Source organism: Rhizobium sp. TAL182 (assembly GCF_002117725.1).
In the GTDB taxonomy this organism is placed as follows: domain Bacteria; phylum Pseudomonadota; class Alphaproteobacteria; order Rhizobiales; family Rhizobiaceae; genus Rhizobium; species Rhizobium esperanzae.
In genome coordinates, this window is the sequence record NZ_CP021024.1 from 4,113,362 (window position 1) to 4,129,111 (window position 15,750).

The 15,750-nt window shown below is 61.6% G+C and carries 19 protein-coding genes; 12 read left to right on the top strand and 7 right to left on the bottom strand.

Annotated elements, in window-relative coordinates; genetic code table 11:
• Positions 1-37: 37 nt before the first annotated feature.
• Positions 38-325, bottom strand: a complete 288-nt coding sequence (locus Tal182_RS20450; RefSeq protein WP_064697599.1) for a hypothetical protein — start codon at positions 323-325, stop codon at positions 38-40.
• A gap of 167 nt (positions 326-492) precedes the next feature.
• Positions 493-774 (bottom strand): hypothetical protein, encoded by a 282-nt coding sequence (locus Tal182_RS20455; protein ID WP_064805249.1) that lies wholly within the window; start codon positions 772-774, stop codon positions 493-495.
• A 209-nt stretch (positions 775-983) separates the two neighbouring features.
• Here Tal182_RS20455 and Tal182_RS20460 point away from each other — a divergent pair, with 209 nt between their 5' ends.
• Complete coding sequence (locus Tal182_RS20460) at positions 984-2,729, top strand: cation:proton antiporter (protein ID WP_085860574.1); 1,746 nt, start codon at positions 984-986, stop codon at positions 2,727-2,729.
• Between the two features lie 16 nt (positions 2,730-2,745).
• Here the strand turns inward: Tal182_RS20460 and Tal182_RS20465 are convergent, their stop codons facing one another.
• On the bottom strand, positions 2,746-3,036 hold the full coding sequence (locus Tal182_RS20465) for a hypothetical protein (protein ID WP_085861007.1): 291 nt from the start codon (positions 3,034-3,036) through the stop codon (positions 2,746-2,748).
• A gap of 195 nt (positions 3,037-3,231) precedes the next feature.
• Here Tal182_RS20465 and Tal182_RS20470 point away from each other — a divergent pair, with 195 nt between their 5' ends.
• Together Tal182_RS20470 and Tal182_RS20475 are read left to right on the top strand one after the other, a co-directional pair.
• Positions 3,232-3,822, top strand: a complete 591-nt coding sequence (locus Tal182_RS20470; protein WP_064805251.1) for a YqaA family protein — start codon at positions 3,232-3,234, stop codon at positions 3,820-3,822.
• A 22-nt stretch (positions 3,823-3,844) separates the two neighbouring features.
• The gene (locus Tal182_RS20475; RefSeq protein WP_064811443.1) at positions 3,845-4,357 is read left to right on the top strand and encodes a disulfide bond formation protein B; all 513 of its coding nucleotides are present in this window, start codon (positions 3,845-3,847) and stop codon (positions 4,355-4,357) included.
• A 10-nt stretch (positions 4,358-4,367) separates the two neighbouring features.
• On the opposite strand, the gene Tal182_RS20480 is transcribed toward Tal182_RS20475, so the two are convergent.
• Together Tal182_RS20480 and Tal182_RS20485 are read right to left on the bottom strand one after the other, a co-directional pair.
• Positions 4,368-4,925 carry an HNH endonuclease gene (locus tag Tal182_RS20480; RefSeq protein WP_064710619.1) on the bottom strand — a complete coding sequence of 186 codons (558 nt, stop codon included), beginning with the start codon at positions 4,923-4,925 and terminating at the stop codon, positions 4,368-4,370.
• A gap of 111 nt (positions 4,926-5,036) precedes the next feature.
• Positions 5,037-5,729, bottom strand: a complete 693-nt coding sequence (locus Tal182_RS20485) for a DNA-3-methyladenine glycosylase (RefSeq protein ID WP_085860575.1) — start codon at positions 5,727-5,729, stop codon at positions 5,037-5,039.
• Here Tal182_RS20485 and gluQRS point away from each other — a divergent pair.
• Complete coding sequence (gene gluQRS / locus Tal182_RS20490) at positions 5,728-6,609, top strand: tRNA glutamyl-Q(34) synthetase GluQRS (protein ID WP_064811445.1); 882 nt, start codon at positions 5,728-5,730, stop codon at positions 6,607-6,609. The two genes, Tal182_RS20485 and gluQRS, sit on opposite strands and share 2 nt — an antisense overlap.
• Here the strand turns inward: gluQRS and Tal182_RS20495 are convergent.
• Positions 6,574-7,497 (bottom strand): YihY/virulence factor BrkB family protein, encoded by a 924-nt coding sequence (locus Tal182_RS20495; RefSeq protein ID WP_064805259.1) that lies wholly within the window; start codon positions 7,495-7,497, stop codon positions 6,574-6,576. The genes gluQRS and Tal182_RS20495 overlap by 36 nt on opposite strands.
• 75 nt (positions 7,498-7,572) lie before the next feature.
• Here Tal182_RS20495 and Tal182_RS20500 point away from each other — a divergent pair, with 75 nt between their 5' ends.
• The 7 genes from Tal182_RS20500 (at position 7,573) to Tal182_RS20535 (ending at position 13,347) form a co-directional block, all read left to right on the top strand.
• The gene (locus Tal182_RS20500; protein ID WP_085860576.1) at positions 7,573-8,406 is read left to right on the top strand and encodes an SDR family oxidoreductase; all 834 of its coding nucleotides are present in this window, start codon (positions 7,573-7,575) and stop codon (positions 8,404-8,406) included.
• Between the two features lie 18 nt (positions 8,407-8,424).
• Positions 8,425-8,628, top strand: coding sequence for a twin transmembrane helix small protein (locus Tal182_RS20505; protein ID WP_064805263.1), 204 nt, complete (start codon positions 8,425-8,427; stop codon positions 8,626-8,628).
• Between the two features lie 406 nt (positions 8,629-9,034).
• Positions 9,035-9,613, top strand: a complete 579-nt coding sequence (locus tag Tal182_RS20515; protein ID WP_064811447.1) for a cob(I)yrinic acid a,c-diamide adenosyltransferase — start codon at positions 9,035-9,037, stop codon at positions 9,611-9,613.
• Positions 9,614-9,645: 32 nt separating this feature from the next.
• On the top strand, positions 9,646-10,428 hold the full coding sequence (locus Tal182_RS20520) for a rhomboid family intramembrane serine protease (RefSeq protein WP_085860578.1): 783 nt from the start codon (positions 9,646-9,648) through the stop codon (positions 10,426-10,428).
• Positions 10,429-10,612: 184 nt separating this feature from the next.
• A complete protein-coding gene (locus Tal182_RS20525) occupies positions 10,613-11,362 on the top strand; it encodes an electron transfer flavoprotein subunit beta/FixA family protein (protein WP_085860579.1) in 750 nt (249 codons plus the stop codon).
• Positions 11,363-11,386: 24 nt separating this feature from the next.
• The gene (locus tag Tal182_RS20530) at positions 11,387-12,316 is read left to right on the top strand and encodes an electron transfer flavoprotein subunit alpha/FixB family protein (RefSeq protein WP_085860580.1); all 930 of its coding nucleotides are present in this window, start codon (positions 11,387-11,389) and stop codon (positions 12,314-12,316) included.
• 149 nt (positions 12,317-12,465) lie between these two features.
• A complete protein-coding gene (locus Tal182_RS20535; RefSeq protein WP_064805274.1) occupies positions 12,466-13,347 on the top strand; it encodes a 3-hydroxybutyryl-CoA dehydrogenase in 882 nt (293 codons plus the stop codon).
• 174 nt (positions 13,348-13,521) lie between these two features.
• On the opposite strand, the gene Tal182_RS20540 is transcribed toward Tal182_RS20535, so the two are convergent.
• Positions 13,522-14,184 carry a TlpA disulfide reductase family protein gene (locus Tal182_RS20540; RefSeq protein WP_085860581.1) on the bottom strand — a complete coding sequence of 221 codons (663 nt, stop codon included), beginning with the start codon at positions 14,182-14,184 and terminating at the stop codon, positions 13,522-13,524.
• A 24-nt stretch (positions 14,185-14,208) separates the two neighbouring features.
• Between Tal182_RS20540 and argH the strand changes: the two genes are divergently transcribed.
• Positions 14,209-15,612 carry an argininosuccinate lyase gene (gene argH, locus Tal182_RS20545; protein WP_085860582.1) on the top strand — a complete coding sequence of 468 codons (1,404 nt, stop codon included), beginning with the start codon at positions 14,209-14,211 and terminating at the stop codon, positions 15,610-15,612.
• The last annotated feature ends 138 nt before the right edge of the window (positions 15,613-15,750 follow it).

A 15,750-nucleotide genomic window follows, 5' to 3' on the forward strand; every position in this document is an offset into this window, starting at 1 on the left:
ACGCGGAAACACGGAACGAATTCACATCTGCCCGAAACTACTTGTTCTTCAGCAGCCACATCTTGCCGGCCATCGTGATGCCGTAGACATCTTTTGATGCGTCATCGTCGAGGTGACGCCGCTCGAGGAAGCCCGGCTCTTTCAACTCGCCCAGCGTCTTAGCCGTGACCGATTTCACCTTCTGCGGCCGCTCTTTCCAGCGGTCGGTCTTTGCGTAGGTCACCGTCGCGTTCTGATGCGTCCATTTATTCGCCGGCTGAGGATAGAGATCTCCGGCCTTGGCGAGCTTGAGTGCAACAATCTGGGATGGGGTAAGCTCAATCATACTGAAAAATTCCTGTGCGGGTTCTGTGCGCCGAAAATGCGCTTCGAACGAAAGGGTGCTCATAACACCGCCTGATCACTTCCACCACCGCATTGCGCCTGCGTGCCACGCGAAAGGCGAAAACCCGGCTTGCGGGAGCCGGGCTTCGTCTTTGTCGCGAATTTTTGTCAATAGCAGCGCCTGACCGTCCTGGTCACTTCGCCTTCATCGGTCTGACGGGTGACGCTCCTGACATCGCAGCCATCATGTCGATAGCGACGATGCTCGCGTTCGCGCACGCCGAAGGTCACGCCGCGCTCGCTGATGGTGATGCCGGGCCGCACTCGCTCGTAACGATAGTCATCGTCATAGGAACGCTCCCTGACATAAACGCTGTCGGCGAGGACAGGCGCTGCAAACGAGCAGGCGGCAAGGGCCGTCACGGCACAGTTCAGAATGATCTTTCTCATGTCGTTTCTCCTTGTCTAAAGGGCCAACGAAGCAAAAGGGAAGTGGTTCCGACATCAGCGGCAACCCTGTCATTCTCGAATAAACGTGGAATTTATTGTTCGCGACCAAGCCGACACCTCCCAGAGCAGCCGCAAAACGCAAATCAACTATTTAATTTTGCTTGCGCTTCGTCCAAGGTGGCGGCCGTTACCATCAGGCGAGGGCAGACGTGCATCAGGAAGTGGGACTCATTGCGACGGTCGCCGTCAGTTTTGTTTTCGCGGCGGTCCTCGGTTATGGCGCCGACCGGCTGCGGCTGCCGCCGCTCGTCGGCTATCTGATGGCCGGTATCCTGATCGGGCCGCTCACGCCAGGCTTCGTCGCCGATACCGCCCTTGCCGGTCAGCTTGCCGAAATGGGCGTCATCCTGCTGATGTTCGGCGTCGGCCTGCATTTTTCCGCATCCGACCTGCTTGCCGTACGCGGGATCGCGGTGCCGGGCGCGATCGGCCGAATTATCCTGGCCACGCTGCTGGGCATCGGCCTCTGCATGCTCTGGGGCTGGAGCCTCGGCGCCGGCGTCGTCTTCGGGCTCAGCCTCTCGGTGGCGAGTACGGTCGTGCTCCTGAAGGCGCTGGAGGAACGCAATCTCGTCAATGCGCCGAGCGGGCGCGTCGCCGTCGGCTGGCTGATCGTCGAGGATCTGGTGATGGTGCTGGCCCTGGTGCTGCTGCCGGCGCTGGCAGAGCTTCTCGGTGGCCACGCCGTCGATACCAATCACGGCCTCGGTGAGCTGCCGCTGGTGCTGACGATCGGACTGACCTTGTTCAAGGTGCTGGCCTTCGCCGCCATGGCGATCTTCCTCGGCCCCCGTATCGTGCCCTGGCTGCTGACGATGATCGCCCGCACCGGCTCGCGCGAACTCTTCACGCTGACGGTGCTGGCGATCGCGCTCGGCATCGCTTTCGGCTCGGCGGCGATTTTCGGCGTCTCCTTTGCACTCGGCGCCTTTTTCGCCGGCGTCGTCATGAGCGAATCCCAGCTCAGCCACAGAGCAGCGGCCGATTCGCTGCCCTTGCAGAACGCCTTCTCCGTGCTGTTCTTCGTCTCGGTCGGCATGCTCTTCGACCCCTCGATCCTGGTTCGCCAGCCGCTGGCCGTGATCGGCGCCCTGGCCCTCGTCATTCTCGGCAAGGCTGTCATTACCTTCGCCATCGTCATGCTGCTCAGATATCCGATCGGCATGGGGCTGACCTTGGCCGGCGGCCTTGCCCAGATCGGTGAATTTTCCTTCATCCTCGCCGGCCTCGGCGTCTCGCTCGGGCTTCTGCCGCATGAAGGCCAGGATCTGATCCTTGCCGCAGCGATCCTGTCGATCACCCTCAACCCGATCGTGATCGTCGCAACCGAGGGCCTGAAGAAACATATCCATGCGCAATGGCCCTCCCTCTTCGAAAGTTTCGGCAGAAAGAGGCAGAAGACGCTCGGCAAAGAACTGGAAAAGATCAGGGCGCTCGGCGAAGAACGCGAACGCCAGCATCAGCTGAAGATGCAGCAGCTGATCGAAACGTTTCCGCTGTTCTCTCAGGTCGGGGAGGATGCGCAGGAAGAGCTGCTGCTGCTCTTCAAGGCGAAGTCGGCTCCACCAGGCGAACGTGTCATCCGTCGCGGCGATCGCGGCGACAGCATGTATTTCATCTCCTCAGGTGCGGTCGAAGTGCGTCTCGCCAGCGGCGCGATTCGCCTGGAACCGGGCGCCTTCTTCGGGGAAATGGCGTTGCTGAGCGGCGGAAGGCGCACGGCAGACGTCATCGCCGTCGACTTCTGTCAGTTCGAGGTGCTCGAGCGGCGCGATTTCAACATGTTCATGTCGCATCATCCCAACTTGCGCGCCATCGTCAGCGAAATGGCGCAGAAGCGCACCGAAATGAACGTCCTGCGCCAGCAATGGGAAAAGTCGATGGATCTGTCCTGAGGGCGCGGCGCTCGTCTCAACCCGCCGGCCAATAGCCATCGGAGCGGAAATCGCCCGGAATCGGGTCGAGCCGCGACAAGGTCTCGGCTGCGAAATCGATCTGCAGCGACAGGTATTTCAGGGAGGCCAGCATCGGCACGCCGGTGGCAAATTCCCGGATGCGGGACGGGTGATAACCGCTTTCCTTGAGCCGCCGATTCGCTTCCTGGCGCACGTCTTCCCTGCTCGGTCCCGGGCTCGCTTCGGCCCGGTCATTTATTTGCACGGCCCGCCCAAGGCCGCCTTCGATCACTTTGAACATTCTCATGCCACCCTGCACGTCGACCACGTAAACCTTGCCGCAGAATGGCCGATTCGCAATCCCATGAAATCTTGGGAGAGGCGGCGACGCCTCTGCATCACAAAATTTTTAGACGGCGGTGGCACGAAGGACACAGGCGAGCATTTACAGCGCCGCATACGACCCCTAAAGCTTTTTGCACCGCAATAGGAAAGGAATGGAATGCTTCGCAGACTTTACGACTGGACCATGTCTCTGGCCTCGCGCAAATCGGCCGAAGTCTGGCTCGCCGTCATCGCCTTCGTCGAAAGCTCCGTCTTTCTCGTCCCCGCCGATGTGCTGTTTCTGCCGATGGCGCTTGCCAAGCCGGAACGCTCCTACCGCTATGCGCTGATTGCGACCGTCGCCTCCGTGCTCGGCGGCATCGCCGGCTGGGCGCTCGGCTTTTACGCCTATGAGACGGTGGCGCGACCGGTTCTCGAATTCTACGGCAAGCTCGATGCCTTTGAGCAGATGAAGGCCTATGTCAGCTACGAGTGGATCCTGCTGCTGCTCGTCACTTCGGGTATCGCGCATCTGCCGCCGATCAAGGTCGTGACCATCCTGTCCGGCGTCATCCACGTCAATCTCGGTCTTTTCATCGTTTCGGCGATTGTTGCGCGCGGCGCGCGTTTCCTGTTCCTCGCTTGGCTGCTGCGCCGCTACGGCGAGCCGATCCGGCATTTCATCGAAAAGCGCCTCGGCCAGATCGTAGGCATCGGTGCTGGTGCGGTGATCGTGCTATATGTCGGCTACCGCTCTTTCGCTCACTAGGCCTATTTTGCGGAGTTCCGCCATGACTGTTTCCTCGCCGCTCGCCCGCCCCGGCTTTACCTATTCCATATTGCTCGCTATCGGCATGGCGGCGGTGGTCGGTGCCGCGCTCGGCTTCCAGTATATCGGCGGCTATATTCCCTGCGCACTCTGCCTGCTGCAGCGCCAGCCCTATTATTATGCCATCCCGATCGCCATTCTCGCTGCCATCTGCGAGCTTGCCGGTCTGCCGAACTGGATTTCCCGCGCAATGCTGCTTGCTGCCGGCATCCTGATGCTGGTGACGGCCGGCATGGGCGTCTATCACGCTGGCGTGGAATGGCATTTCTGGCCGGGGCCGGCGACCTGCTCGACGACTGCAAACAGCATGACGAGCAATGCCGGCGATCTGCTCACTGAGCTCAATACGATCAAAGGCCCATCCTGCACCGATGCGGCGCTCAGGGTGCTTGGCCTCTCTTTTGCAGGCTGGAACGTGATCGCCGGCATTCTGCTCGCAGCTTTCGCCTTCGTCGGCGTCCGCAAATCTGCGTGAGGCGAGCCTATCAGGGCTGCAGTTCGGTATCCCAGTAGAGATAGTCGAGCCAGCTTTCATGCAGATAGTTGGGCGGAAACAGCCGGCCGTTATTGTGCAGATCCTGCACCGTCGGCTGATAGGGCTTCTGCGCCGGGAACATGCCCGCCTGCTTCGGAAGCTTGCTGCCCTTGCGCAGATTGCAGGGCGAGCAGGCTGCCACGACATTCTCCCAGGTCGTCTCGCCGCCATGGGCACGCGGGATGACGTGGTCGAAAGTCAGGTCGTCATGAGAGCCGCAATACTGGCACTCGAACCGGTCGCGCAGGAAGACGTTGAACCGGGTGAAAGCCGGATTGCGCGATGGCTGAACGTAAGTCTTCAGGCACACGACACTCGGAAGCCGCATTGAAAAGCTCGGTGAGGAGACCGAGTGTTCATATTCCGCGATGATGTTCACACGGTCGAGGAAGACCGCCTTGATCGCGTCCTGCCAGGACCAGAGCGACAAGGGATAATAACTCAGCGGCCGGTAGTCGGCGTTCAGGACGAGCGCCGGCAGGGCCTGCGGGGAGACTGCAATCGTCAAGGGACTCTCCTGATCGATTCGGCATCTGCACCTGTATATTAGGCCGGTTGTTACAGGATTGTGAAGTCGAATAAATTCAGAGGATAAAGGCAATTTGAAGAGTGTTGCCGATCAGCCCATCGGCAACATGTCGTGCCGCATTTTCGTGGCGTAATAGGCCCAGAAAAGCCGCGCCGCCACGGAGCGCCATGGCGACCAGATCTCCGAAAGCTTGGCAAGCGCCTTTGTTTGCGGCCGCGCCGCAAGTCCAAGCGCAGCGCCGACGGCATTCTGCAGCGCCACATCGCCAGCCGGAAAGACATCGGCGTGGCCGCCGCAGAACATCAGATAGACCTCCGCCGTCCATGGACCGACGCCCTTCAAGGCGGTGAGTTCGCCAAGCGCTTCGTCCGGCGGCTTCAGGCAGAGTCCGGAAAGATCGAGGCGGCCGGAGGCAACGGCCTCAGCAACCCGTGACAGCGTATCGGCCTTGGCGCGCGACAGGCCGAATTCCCGCCAAGCATCAGGCGCAAGCAGCGCGTAACTTTCGGCGGTCAGCTGCCCGTCCGCCGCCAGCATGCGCCGCCAGATCGCCTCGGCGCTGGCGCGCGAAACCATTTGCGAGACGATGATATGGGCAAGGCCGGCAAAACCGGGTTCGCGCAGCCGTAGGGGAACAGGCCCTGCATCCGCTGCAATCGGTGCAAGCCGCGGATCGAGGACAAGCAGCGCGTCGAGTCCCAGCCTGACGTCATCGTCGTTGCGGATGATCTGCACGCGTCCTCCCAGTGGTTCGAAACTTGAATCCGTGGCAGAAGAAAGCATGACCACGAGCGAGCGTCAAAAACCTGTCTTTCGTTTTGCGCCGAGTCCCAACGGATCGCTGCATCTCGGCCATGCGCTGTCGGCCTTTTTGAACCGCGACATGGCCGAAGCCGAAAATGGCCGCCTTCTGCTGCGCATCGAGGATATCGATCAGACGCGCTGCACCCCCAGATTCGAGGCCGGCATCCTGAGGGATCTCGACTGGCTTGCTATCGACTGGGAAAGCCCGGTGCGGCGCCAGTCGGAACATTTCCCGGAATATCAGGCGGCGCTCCACGCATTGATCGAGCGCGGCCTGGTCTACCCGGCCTTCTTGACACGCGGCGAGGTGAAGGCGTGTGTCTCCGCCTACGAGGTAACGGGCCAGTCCTGGCCGCGCGACCCCGATGGCACGCCGCATTATCCGCCGATTGATCGCGAGCGGTCCGAGGCCGAATGGCGGGATATTCTTTCTTCGGGCAAAAAACATGCCTGGCGGCTCGATATGCGCAAGGCGCTCGACCTGATCGGCGAACTGCTGTTCTGGACCGAAACCGGCGACGGCAGGACAGGCGAGATCGCCGCCGAACCCGACGTCTGGGGCGACGTCATCCTGTCTCGCTCGGATGCCCCCTCGAGCTATCATCTTTCGGTGGTCGTCGACGATGCGCTGCAGGGCGTCACTCATGTCGTACGCGGGCTCGACCTCTTCCACGCTACATCGGTGCACCGGCTGCTGCAGGTGCTGCTCGGCCTGCCGCAGCCCCTCTATCACCACCATCGTCTCATTCTCGATACCGATGGCCGCAAGCTTTCGAAAAGCGAAGGTGACAGCGGCCTTGCCGAATTGCGTGCCCAGGGCATGTCAGGGGCCGATATTCGCCGCCTCGTCGGGCTCTGACCGCCGTTTGACACGCTCCCTGCCGACGATCGAAAGTGTGTGCGAGAACATCCGGAAGACGCGGAACTTGATCAGCGCCGCGTTGATCTCTGCGCCGATGATGAAGATGACGCCGACCATGTAGAGGAAGATCAGCACGATCATCACCGAGGCGAGACCGGCATAGGTTGCGGTATAATTGGCGAAGGTCGCGAGATAATAGGCAAAGACCAACGCACCGGCCAGCCACAGAAGCAGCGTCAGCAGCACGCCGGGAATGACGTCGAACACCCGCCGCTTGCCGGCCGGCAGCCACAGATGCATGACCAGCAGGCCGACGGTGAGCACGACAAGCGTGCCGTAGATGCGCCAGCTGAAGACGACGTCGAGCGTATCGGCAAACAGCGGAAGCCACTTCCGGGCATAGTCGAGAGCCAATGGCACCGCCACCAGCAGGATGCTGATCGCCGCGAAGATGATGACGGCAATCAGCACATAGCCGAGGCTGGCGAGGCGGGTGAAATACCACGGCCGCGTTTCCTGCACCCGATAGGCACGGTTGAGCGAGATGCGCAGCGCTTCGACGCCGTTCGAAGCGAAATAGGCCGCCGCCAGCACCGAGATCGTCAGCAGCCCGCCGCGCTGAATGGTCAGGACCTGGAGCACCTGGTCGGCGAGCGGCTTGGCGATCGCTTCCGGCCAGGTGTCGAAGATCAGGTGAATGGCGGTGGAGGAAAACTGATCGGCGCCGAGGAAGCTTGCAAGCGCCGTGCCGAAGATCAGGAACGGGAAAACCGCAAGCAGGCTCGACAGCGCCACGTGGCTCGCCATTGCAAAGCCATCGTCCTCGACCATGTGACAGATCGCGTCATAGACCACGTCGTAGCTCGTGCGCAGCACCTTCCGCATTCCGTCCCCGGCTTCCAGATTGTATCCTCTGGTCGAATATGGGAAACGAGTCCCATTTTGTACAGGAATCATTCCATGGCGGAACAGCGCACAATCGTCGTCACCGGCTGTTCCTCCGGCATCGGCGCTTACTGCGCCCGAGCGCTGAAAACCGATGGCTGGCGTGTCTTTGCGACGGTGCGCAAAGCCGATGATCTGCCGGCGCTGGAAACCGACGGCATCGAAGTTTTCGTGATGGACTATGCCAGAGCCGACACCATCTCCGACCTGGTAGCCGCGGTCCTCGATCGCAGCGGCGGCCGCATCGACGCGCTCTTCAACAACGGTGCTTATGGCCAGCCTGGCGCGGTCGAGGATCTGTCGACGGCGGCGTTGCGCGCGCAGTTCGAAGCGAACTTCTTCGGCTGGCACGAATTGACGCGGCAGCTCATTCCGTCGATGCGCGAACATGGTCGCGGACGGATCGTGCAATGCTCCTCCATTCTCGGCCTGGTTCCCTATCGCTATCGCGGTGCCTATACTGCCTCGAAATTTGCCCTCGAGGGCCTCAGCATCACCCTGCGCATGGAACTCTACGGCAGCGGCATCCATGTGAGCCTGATCGAGCCCGGGCCGATCGCCACGCGTTTCACCGCCAACGCGCTCGCAAAGATCAAGGAAAATATCGATCTCGAGAATTCGCCGCACGCAGCCGATTATGCCAGACAGTTGGCGAGGCTTGACGGCTCCGGGCCGGTCAACCGCCACAAACTTGGTCCGGACGCGGTCTACTCGGCATTGAAACACGCATTGAACTCGAAAAGACCAAGGCCACATTATCCTGTAACGACTCCGGCTAAACAGGGCATGCTCCTGAAGCGGCTGCTTCCGGCGGACCTCTTCTACAATCTGATGCGCTGGACCGATTGATCGAGAAAGTTGAATACCATGTCCACGGCCACCTATATTCTTGCAATCATCGTCATGGGCCTCGTCGCCCTCGTGCTGATCCGCGGCCTCTTCAACATGATGAAGGGCGGTGATGCCAACCTTTCCAACAAGCTGATGCAGCTTCGTGTTCTGTTGCAGGCAATCGCCGTCGTCCTGATTATGATCACACTCTGGATCACCGGCGGCGGCCGTCCGAGCTGAGGGACCATGGAGCGGGGATTTTAATGATGCACGCAAACATATCCTCCCTCATTCCTGTGCTCGTCACAGGAATGAAGCCACGGCGAGTTCGCGCCGTGAATGACCATAGCCTGCCATTGAAGAAGTCTCCCGCGCCCAAGGACTTGGGCGCACTGGATTCCTGTGACGAGCACAGGAATGAGGGAGGTGAGGCAAGCGCTGGCTCGAGGAAGCACCCTGACGCGGTGTGCGTCAGTATGCCGGGGCCGGTTTGGCGAAAAGGCCAACCCCACCTTCCGTCGTCCTCGGGCTTGACCCGAGGACCCATCCTCCTAACCGCCGACGGATGCGGTGTGGATGCTCGGGTCAAGCCCGAGCACGGAGGTTGGGCGGAGGCGGCCGCCCTCCCCCTGACAGGCGGTGCGGCATGGTGAAGCTCAACAAGATTTACACGAAAACCGGCGACGACGGCACGACTGGACTGGCCGCTGGCCGGCGCCGAAGGAAGGATGACCTGCGCGTCGCCGCCTACGGCACGATCGATGAGGCCAATTCCGCGATCGGCTTGGCGCGGCTTCACACGACAGGCTTGCCCGAGCTCGACGCGATGCTGATGTCGATCCAGAATGATCTCTTCGACCTCGGCGCCGATCTCGCCACTCCCGACACCGGCGAGCCCCCGGTCTACGAGCCGTTGCGGATCGTCGAGACGCAGGTCGAGCGGATCGAATGCGATATCGACCGGCTGAACGCCGATCTGGATCCGCTGAAATCCTTCATCCTGCCGGGCGGCAGCCCGGCTGCCGCCCATCTGCATCTGGCCCGCACGATCGCGCGCCGCGCCGAGCGCCTGATGGTCACGCTTGCGCGCACGGACGGGGAGATCGTCGGCGAAACCGCGATGAAATATATCAATCGGCTCTCTGATTTCCTCTTCGTCGCGGCCCGTCATGCAAATGACCAGGGTCGTGCGGATGTGCTTTGGGTTCCGGGAAAAAACAGATAGGTTTGCCGCGATCACGATCGCCGGGGGGCCTTATGTTCATACCACTTCACGATGCCAATACGCTGAAGCATATCAAGGTCCAGTGGGTGACCCTCGCCTTGATCATCCTGAATGTCGCGGTCTGGCTCTTCACCAGTCTGGAGAGCGAACTGGCTGCCCAGGCGACGACGGTTGGTCTCGGCTTTATTCCGGCGATCGCCTTCGGCCACGCGCAATTGGCACAGGGACTGGAAATCGTGCCGGAGCCGCTGACCTATCTCACCTATGCCTTCGTCCATGCGGGTTTCTGGCATCTGGCCTCCAACATGGTCTTCCTCTGGGTTTTCGGCGACAATGTCGAGGATGCGATGGGGCATATGCGTTTCCTGCTTTTCTACCTCCTCTGCGCGGCTGCCGGCGCCCTTTGCCATGGTCTGCTGACGACGACGTCGGAGGCGCCGCTGGTCGGCGCTTCCGGGGCGATCTCCGGCGTCGTTGCCGCCTATGTCATGCTGCATCCGCGCGTCAGGGTCTGGGTACTGGTGTTCCTGCGTGTGCCCTTGCCCTTGCCGGCCTTCGTGCCGCTGCTTTTGTGGATCGGACAGCAATTCTTCATGCTGGCGATTGCGCCGGATGGCGATGTTTCCTGGGGCGCCCATGTCGGCGGCATCCTTGTCGGTGCCCTGCTGATCCTCGTCCTGCGCCGTCCGGGCGTGCCGCTCTTCGACCGGGAAATCGTAACGCCCCGCGCCGTAAGGGATGAAGCCGGCGCCGTTGCGGCCGCCACGGGCGGCCGCAACGAGCAGCGTCTTCCCTGGGGCCGAGGCCGGCGCTGATCAATATGTTGACGTGTACGTAAACGTCCATATATTGCCGCGGCGATTCCCCGCCGGCGTCATGCAAGCGTTGTATTTGGAGGAAAAACGCGTATCCATGTCGCCATTCGACAATCGAAGCGGCGCCTGAGCGCGCATTTTCCAAAAAACTCGTGAAACCAGTTTCTCTTGAAGGAAGGCCCCCATGAAGATTCTCGTGCCCGTCAAGCGGGTTGTCGACTACAACGTGAAGATCCGGGTTAAGCCGGATGGCGCGGGTGTCGAGCTTGCCAACGTGAAGATGTCGATGAACCCGTTCGACGAGATCTCGGTGGAAGAGGCGCTGCGGCTGAAGGAGGCCGGCAAGGCGGAAGAAGTGGTGGTGGTGTCGATCGGCCCGGCCAAGGCCGAGGAGACGCTGCGCACCGCGCTCGCCATGGGCGCCGACCGGGCGATCCTGGTCGAGACCGACGATCAGGTCGAGCCGCTCGCCGTCGCCAAGATCCTCAAGGCGGTCGCCGATGCCGAACAGCCGGGTCTTGTTATCGTCGGCAAGCAGGCGATCGACGACGATTCCAATCAGACCGGCCAGATGCTGGCGGCACTGCTGGGTTCGGCCCAGGCGACCTTCGCCTCGAAGATCGAGATCGGCGACGGCAAGGCGACGGTCACCCGCGAGGTCGATGGCGGCCTGCAGACGATCGAGATCAAGCTGCCGGCGGTCGTGACCACCGATTTGCGCCTGAACGAGCCGCGTTATGCCTCGCTGCCGAACATCATGAAGGCGAAGAAGAAGCCGCTCGACAAGAAGGCTCCTGCCGATTTCGGCGTCTCCACGACGCCGCGGCTGAAGGTGCTGAAGACCGAGGAGCCGTCCGGCCGCAAGGCCGGCGTCAAGGTCAAGTCGGTCGCCGAACTCATCGACCGGCTGAAGAACGAAGCCGGCGTGCTGTAACGGGCAAGAACAGGAGCAACTATCATGAGCATTCTTCTTCTGGCCGACCATGACGGCAATCACCTTTCCGACCAGACCGCCAAGGCACTGACGGCAGCAAGCCAGATCGGCGCCGACGTGCATGTGCTGGTTGCCGGCAAGGCTGCCAGAGCGGCGGCCGATGCGGCGGCAAAACTTTCCGGTGTGACCAAGGTGCTGCTCGCCGAAAGCGACGCGCTTGCCAACAATCTCGCCGAGCCGCTGGCCGACCTGATCGTCTCGCTCGCCGGCTCCTACGACACGATCGTCTCGGCCGCCACCTCGGTCGGCAAGACGGTGCTGCCGCGGGTCGCCGCCCTGCTCGATGTCGCCCAGATCTCGGAGATCATCGAGGTCGTCAGCCCCGATACCTTCAAGCGACCAATCTATGCCGGCAATGCCATCCAGACGGTGCAGGCAAGCGACGCCAAAAAGGTGATCACCGTGCGCACCGCCTCCTTCGCCTCGGCAGCTGAAGGCGGTTCGGCAACGGTCGAGGCGATCCCGGCCGTCTCCGATCCGGGCCTGTCGCGTTTCGTCTCCGATGCGCTGTCGGCCTCGGAACGTCCGGAACTGACCTCGGCGAAGGTCATCATCTCCGGCGGCCGGGCGCTCGGCTCGGCCGAGAAGTTCAAAGAGGTCATCCTGCCGGTTGCCGACAAGCTCGGTGCCGCCGTCGGCGCATCGCGCGCCGCCGTCGATGCCGGTTATGCCCCGAACGACTGGCAGGTCGGCCAGACCGGCAAGGTGGTGGCGCCCGATCTCTATATCGCCTGCGGCATCTCCGGCGCCATCCAGCATCTGGCCGGCATGAAGGACTCCAAGGTGATCGTCGCCATCAACAAGGACGAGGAGGCGCCGATCTTCCAGGTTGCCGACTATGGTCTGGTCGCCGATCTCTTCGACGCACTGCCGGAACTGGAAAAGGCGCTCTGAGCGAGGCAAATGCCTTTCTTTCGCACTTGCGAATGACTGGAAAATTGTCTTTTATCGGTCTACTACTTACTGCCGGGCGATCTTTCGTCCGGCAGTATTGCTAATATAATACGGCACCGCGGGGGCGACTGCCGAGCGGGGGTTTGGAGATGAATGCGGTGTTGAAGAATATTGGTATTATCGGTGCCGGCCAGATGGGCTGCGGCATCGCGCATGTTTCGGCCGCCGCAGGTTACAGGGTTCATATCTACGATCTCTCGCAGGACCGCATCGAATCCGGCCTCGCCACCATCAACGGCAATCTCGCCCGCCTGGTGACGAACGGCAAGATGACCGACGAGGAGCGCAAGGCGACCTTGTCGCGCATATCAGGCTCCGCCGATGTCAACGATCTCGCCCCGTCCGATCTCGTCATCGAGGCGGCCACCGAGGACGAAAGCGTCAAGCGCAAGATTTATAGCCAGGTTTGTCCGGTGATGAAGCCGGAAGCGCTGCTGGCCACCAACACCTCTTCGCTTTCCATCACCCGTCTTGCCGCCGCCACCGACCGCGCCGAGCGCTTCATGGGCATACACTTCATGAACCCGGTGCCGGTGATGAAGCTGGTCGAGCTGGTGCGCGGCATTGCAACCGATGAGAAGACCTTCACCGCCGCCAAGGAGTTCGTCGGCTCGCTGGAGAAGACCGTCACCGTCGCCGAGGACTTCCCGGCCTTCATCGTCAACCGCATCCTCTTGCCGATGATCAACGAGGCGATCTATACGCTCTACGAAGGTGTCGGCACCGTCGACGCCATCGATACGGCGATGAAGCTCGGCGCCAACCATCCGATGGGGCCGCTGCAGCTTGCCGATTTCATCGGCCTCGACACCTGCCTGTCGATCATGCAGGTGCTGCATGACGGCCTGGCGGACTCCAAGTATCGCCCCTGCCCGCTGCTGGTGAAATATGTCGAAGCCGGTTGGCTCGGACGCAAATCCGGCCGCGGCTTCTACGATTATCGTGGCGAAGTGCCCGTCCCGACGCGGTAAGCAGACATCATCAGAAAGGGCGAATGGACCGCACGCCCGCGAAATGCTTTCCTTACCGGGAACGGGAGGAATGCCATGTCGACCGAAACACCCATGTTCCTGCTGCAATGTTGCGTCCTGATCGGACTCGCAGGCGTCTTCCTCATAAGAGGCGATGGGGACTGAGCGATATCCTCACGACTCGATTGCGCCCTTGATCAGCGCCTTTGCATCTTCGCTGTCCCAGGCGGCAGGCCCGTTCATGGCGGAAATCAGGCAGCCCTTGTCGTCGAGCAACAGCGTCACCGGCAGGCCGAAAGCGAGACCTTCCTTCTTCAGGCTATTGAAGACGCCGATTGTATTGTCGCGGTAAAGCTGCAGCGCATCGACACCGGTCTCGGCAAGGAAAGTCTTCGGCTTTTCATCGTCGCCAGTGTCGATATTGACCGGCACGACCTGGAACTTGTCGCTGCCCATCTCCTTTTCCAGAGCGTTCAGTGCCGGCATCTCCTCGCGGCAGGGCACGCACCATGTCGCCCAGAGATTGAGCAGCACGGTCTTGCCGGCGAAATGATCGAGCGTCAGCGGTTTGCCATCCGGTCCGTTGAAGGACACAGTGGTCAGTTTGCGCGGCTCGTTGGCGGCAACCATGGCGGCGACCTGACCCTTCATGAGCGGCGTCAGATTGGCGGCGCGCCCCTTTGCCAACGGGCATTCGGCCGAAGCGCTGCTGCCGATGCCATTGCCAATGCCCGTCTCCTTCACGTATACCGCTGCCGCACCTGCAACGACACCTGCGACGGCGGCGATTGCGATCAGTTTTCCGGACGGCAGGCCGAAGGGTTTTTTCGTCGTCATTTCATTCTCCAGGACGGGCATCTTATGGCCGAGAGCAACACGGACACCAAATCCTCCAACCAGATGTGGGGCGGGCGTTTCGCTTCCGGCCCGGACGCGATCATGGAGGAGATAAATGCCTCGATCGGTTTCGACAAGAAGCTATTCGCCCAGGATATCCGTGGTTCCGTCGCCCATGCGACCATGCTCGCCCATCAGGGCATCATTTCATCGGACGATAAGGACAAGATCGTTCACGGGCTAAACACGATCCTGTCAGAAATCGAAAGCGGCAATTTCGAATTCTCGCGCCGGCTCGAAGACATCCATATGAACATCGAAGCGCGCCTGGCAACGCTGATCGGACCGGCCGCCGGCCGCCTGCACACCGCCCGCTCGCGCAACGACCAGGTGGCGCTCGACTTCCGCCTCTGGGTGAAGGAAGAGCTTGAGAAGACCGAGAAGATGCTGACCGGCCTGATTGCCGCCTTCCTCGACCGCGCCGAGGAACATGCCGAAAGCGTCATGCCGGGCTTCACCCATCTGCAGACTGCCCAGCCCGTCACCTTCGGCCATCACTGCATGGCCTATGTCGAAATGTTCGGCCGCGACCGTTCGCGCGTGCGCCACGCGATCGAACATCTGGACGAAAGCCCGATCGGCGCGGCTGCGCTGGCCGGCACCGGCTATCCGATCGACCGCCACATGACGGCCAAGGCACTGGGTTTCCGCGAGCCCACCCGCAATTCCATCGATACGGTCTCCGACCGCGACTTCGCCATCGAGTTCCTGGCGATCGCCGCGATTACGGGCATGCATCTGTCGCGCCTCGCGGAAGAGATCGTCATCTGGTCGACGCCGCAATTCGGTTTCGTGCGTCTATCCGACGCCTTCTCGACCGGCTCCTCGATCATGCCGCAGAAGAAGAACCCCGATGCCGCCGAACTGGTGCGCGCCAAGACCGGCCGTATCAACGGCTCGCTGATCGCCTTGCTGACGATCATGAAGGGCCTGCCGCTCGCCTATTCCAAGGACATGCAGGAAGACAAGGAGCAGGTCTTCGACGCAGCCGAGAGCCTGGAGCTGGCGATCGCCGCCATGACCGGCATGGTACGCGACATGACCGTCAACACAGCGCGCATGAAGGCGGCGGCCGGCTCCGGCTTTTCGACGGCGACCGATCTTGCCGACTGGCTGGTGCGCGAAGCGGGCCTGCCCTTCCGGGACGCCCATCACGTCACCGGCCGCGCCGTGGCGCTCGCCGAAAGCAAGGGCTGCGATCTTGCCGAGCTGCCGCTCTCCGACCTGCAGGCGATTCATTCCGCAATCACCGACAAGGTCTATGACGTGTTGACGGTGGAAGCCTCGGTCGCCAGCCGCAAGAGCTTCGGCGGCACGGCGCCCTCTGAAGTGCGCAAGCAGATCGCCTTCTGGCGCGCCCGCAATTGAGAGAGATCGGGCGGGTGAAAGCCGTCTCCCCCTTCCTGCAAAGCGCGGAAATGCCGTCCAACAATCAGGGTGCACAAGGCGGATAAACTTCGCTATGAAGATCCCGTCGTTCGATATGAATGATATCAGCCATACGCC

Bases quoted from the DNA above. Each gene is read 5' to 3' on its own strand.
- Tal182_RS20450 (WP_064697599.1), bottom strand. From the start codon at position 325: ATGATTGAGCTTACCCCATCCCAGATTGTTGCACTCAAGCTCGCCAAG.
- Tal182_RS20455 (WP_064805249.1), bottom strand. From the start codon at position 774: ATGAGAAAGATCATTCTGAACTGTGCCGTGACGGCCCTTGCCGCCTGC.
- argH (WP_085860582.1), top strand. From the start codon at position 14,209: ATGGCCGAGAGCAACACGGACACCAAATCCTCCAACCAGATGTGGGGC.
- Tal182_RS20485 (WP_085860575.1), bottom strand. From the start codon at position 5,729: ATGCTTTCTTCTGCCACGGATTCAAGTTTCGAACCACTGGGAGGACGC.
- Tal182_RS20505 (WP_064805263.1), top strand. From the start codon at position 8,425: ATGTCCACGGCCACCTATATTCTTGCAATCATCGTCATGGGCCTCGTC.
- Tal182_RS20540 (WP_085860581.1), bottom strand. From the start codon at position 14,184: ATGACGACGAAAAAACCCTTCGGCCTGCCGTCCGGAAAACTGATCGCA.
- Tal182_RS20525 (WP_085860579.1), top strand. From the start codon at position 10,613: ATGAAGATTCTCGTGCCCGTCAAGCGGGTTGTCGACTACAACGTGAAG.
- Tal182_RS20530 (WP_085860580.1), top strand. From the start codon at position 11,387: ATGAGCATTCTTCTTCTGGCCGACCATGACGGCAATCACCTTTCCGAC.
- Tal182_RS20535 (WP_064805274.1), top strand. From the start codon at position 12,466: ATGAATGCGGTGTTGAAGAATATTGGTATTATCGGTGCCGGCCAGATG.
- Tal182_RS20515 (WP_064811447.1), top strand. From the start codon at position 9,035: ATGGTGAAGCTCAACAAGATTTACACGAAAACCGGCGACGACGGCACG.
- Tal182_RS20520 (WP_085860578.1), top strand. From the start codon at position 9,646: ATGTTCATACCACTTCACGATGCCAATACGCTGAAGCATATCAAGGTC.
- Tal182_RS20465 (WP_085861007.1), bottom strand. From the start codon at position 3,036: ATGAGAATGTTCAAAGTGATCGAAGGCGGCCTTGGGCGGGCCGTGCAA.
- Tal182_RS20470 (WP_064805251.1), top strand. From the start codon at position 3,232: ATGCTTCGCAGACTTTACGACTGGACCATGTCTCTGGCCTCGCGCAAA.
- Tal182_RS20495 (WP_064805259.1), bottom strand. From the start codon at position 7,497: ATGCGGAAGGTGCTGCGCACGAGCTACGACGTGGTCTATGACGCGATC.
- Tal182_RS20500 (WP_085860576.1), top strand. From the start codon at position 7,573: ATGGCGGAACAGCGCACAATCGTCGTCACCGGCTGTTCCTCCGGCATC.
- gluQRS (WP_064811445.1), top strand. From the start codon at position 5,728: ATGACCACGAGCGAGCGTCAAAAACCTGTCTTTCGTTTTGCGCCGAGT.
- Tal182_RS20475 (WP_064811443.1), top strand. From the start codon at position 3,845: ATGACTGTTTCCTCGCCGCTCGCCCGCCCCGGCTTTACCTATTCCATA.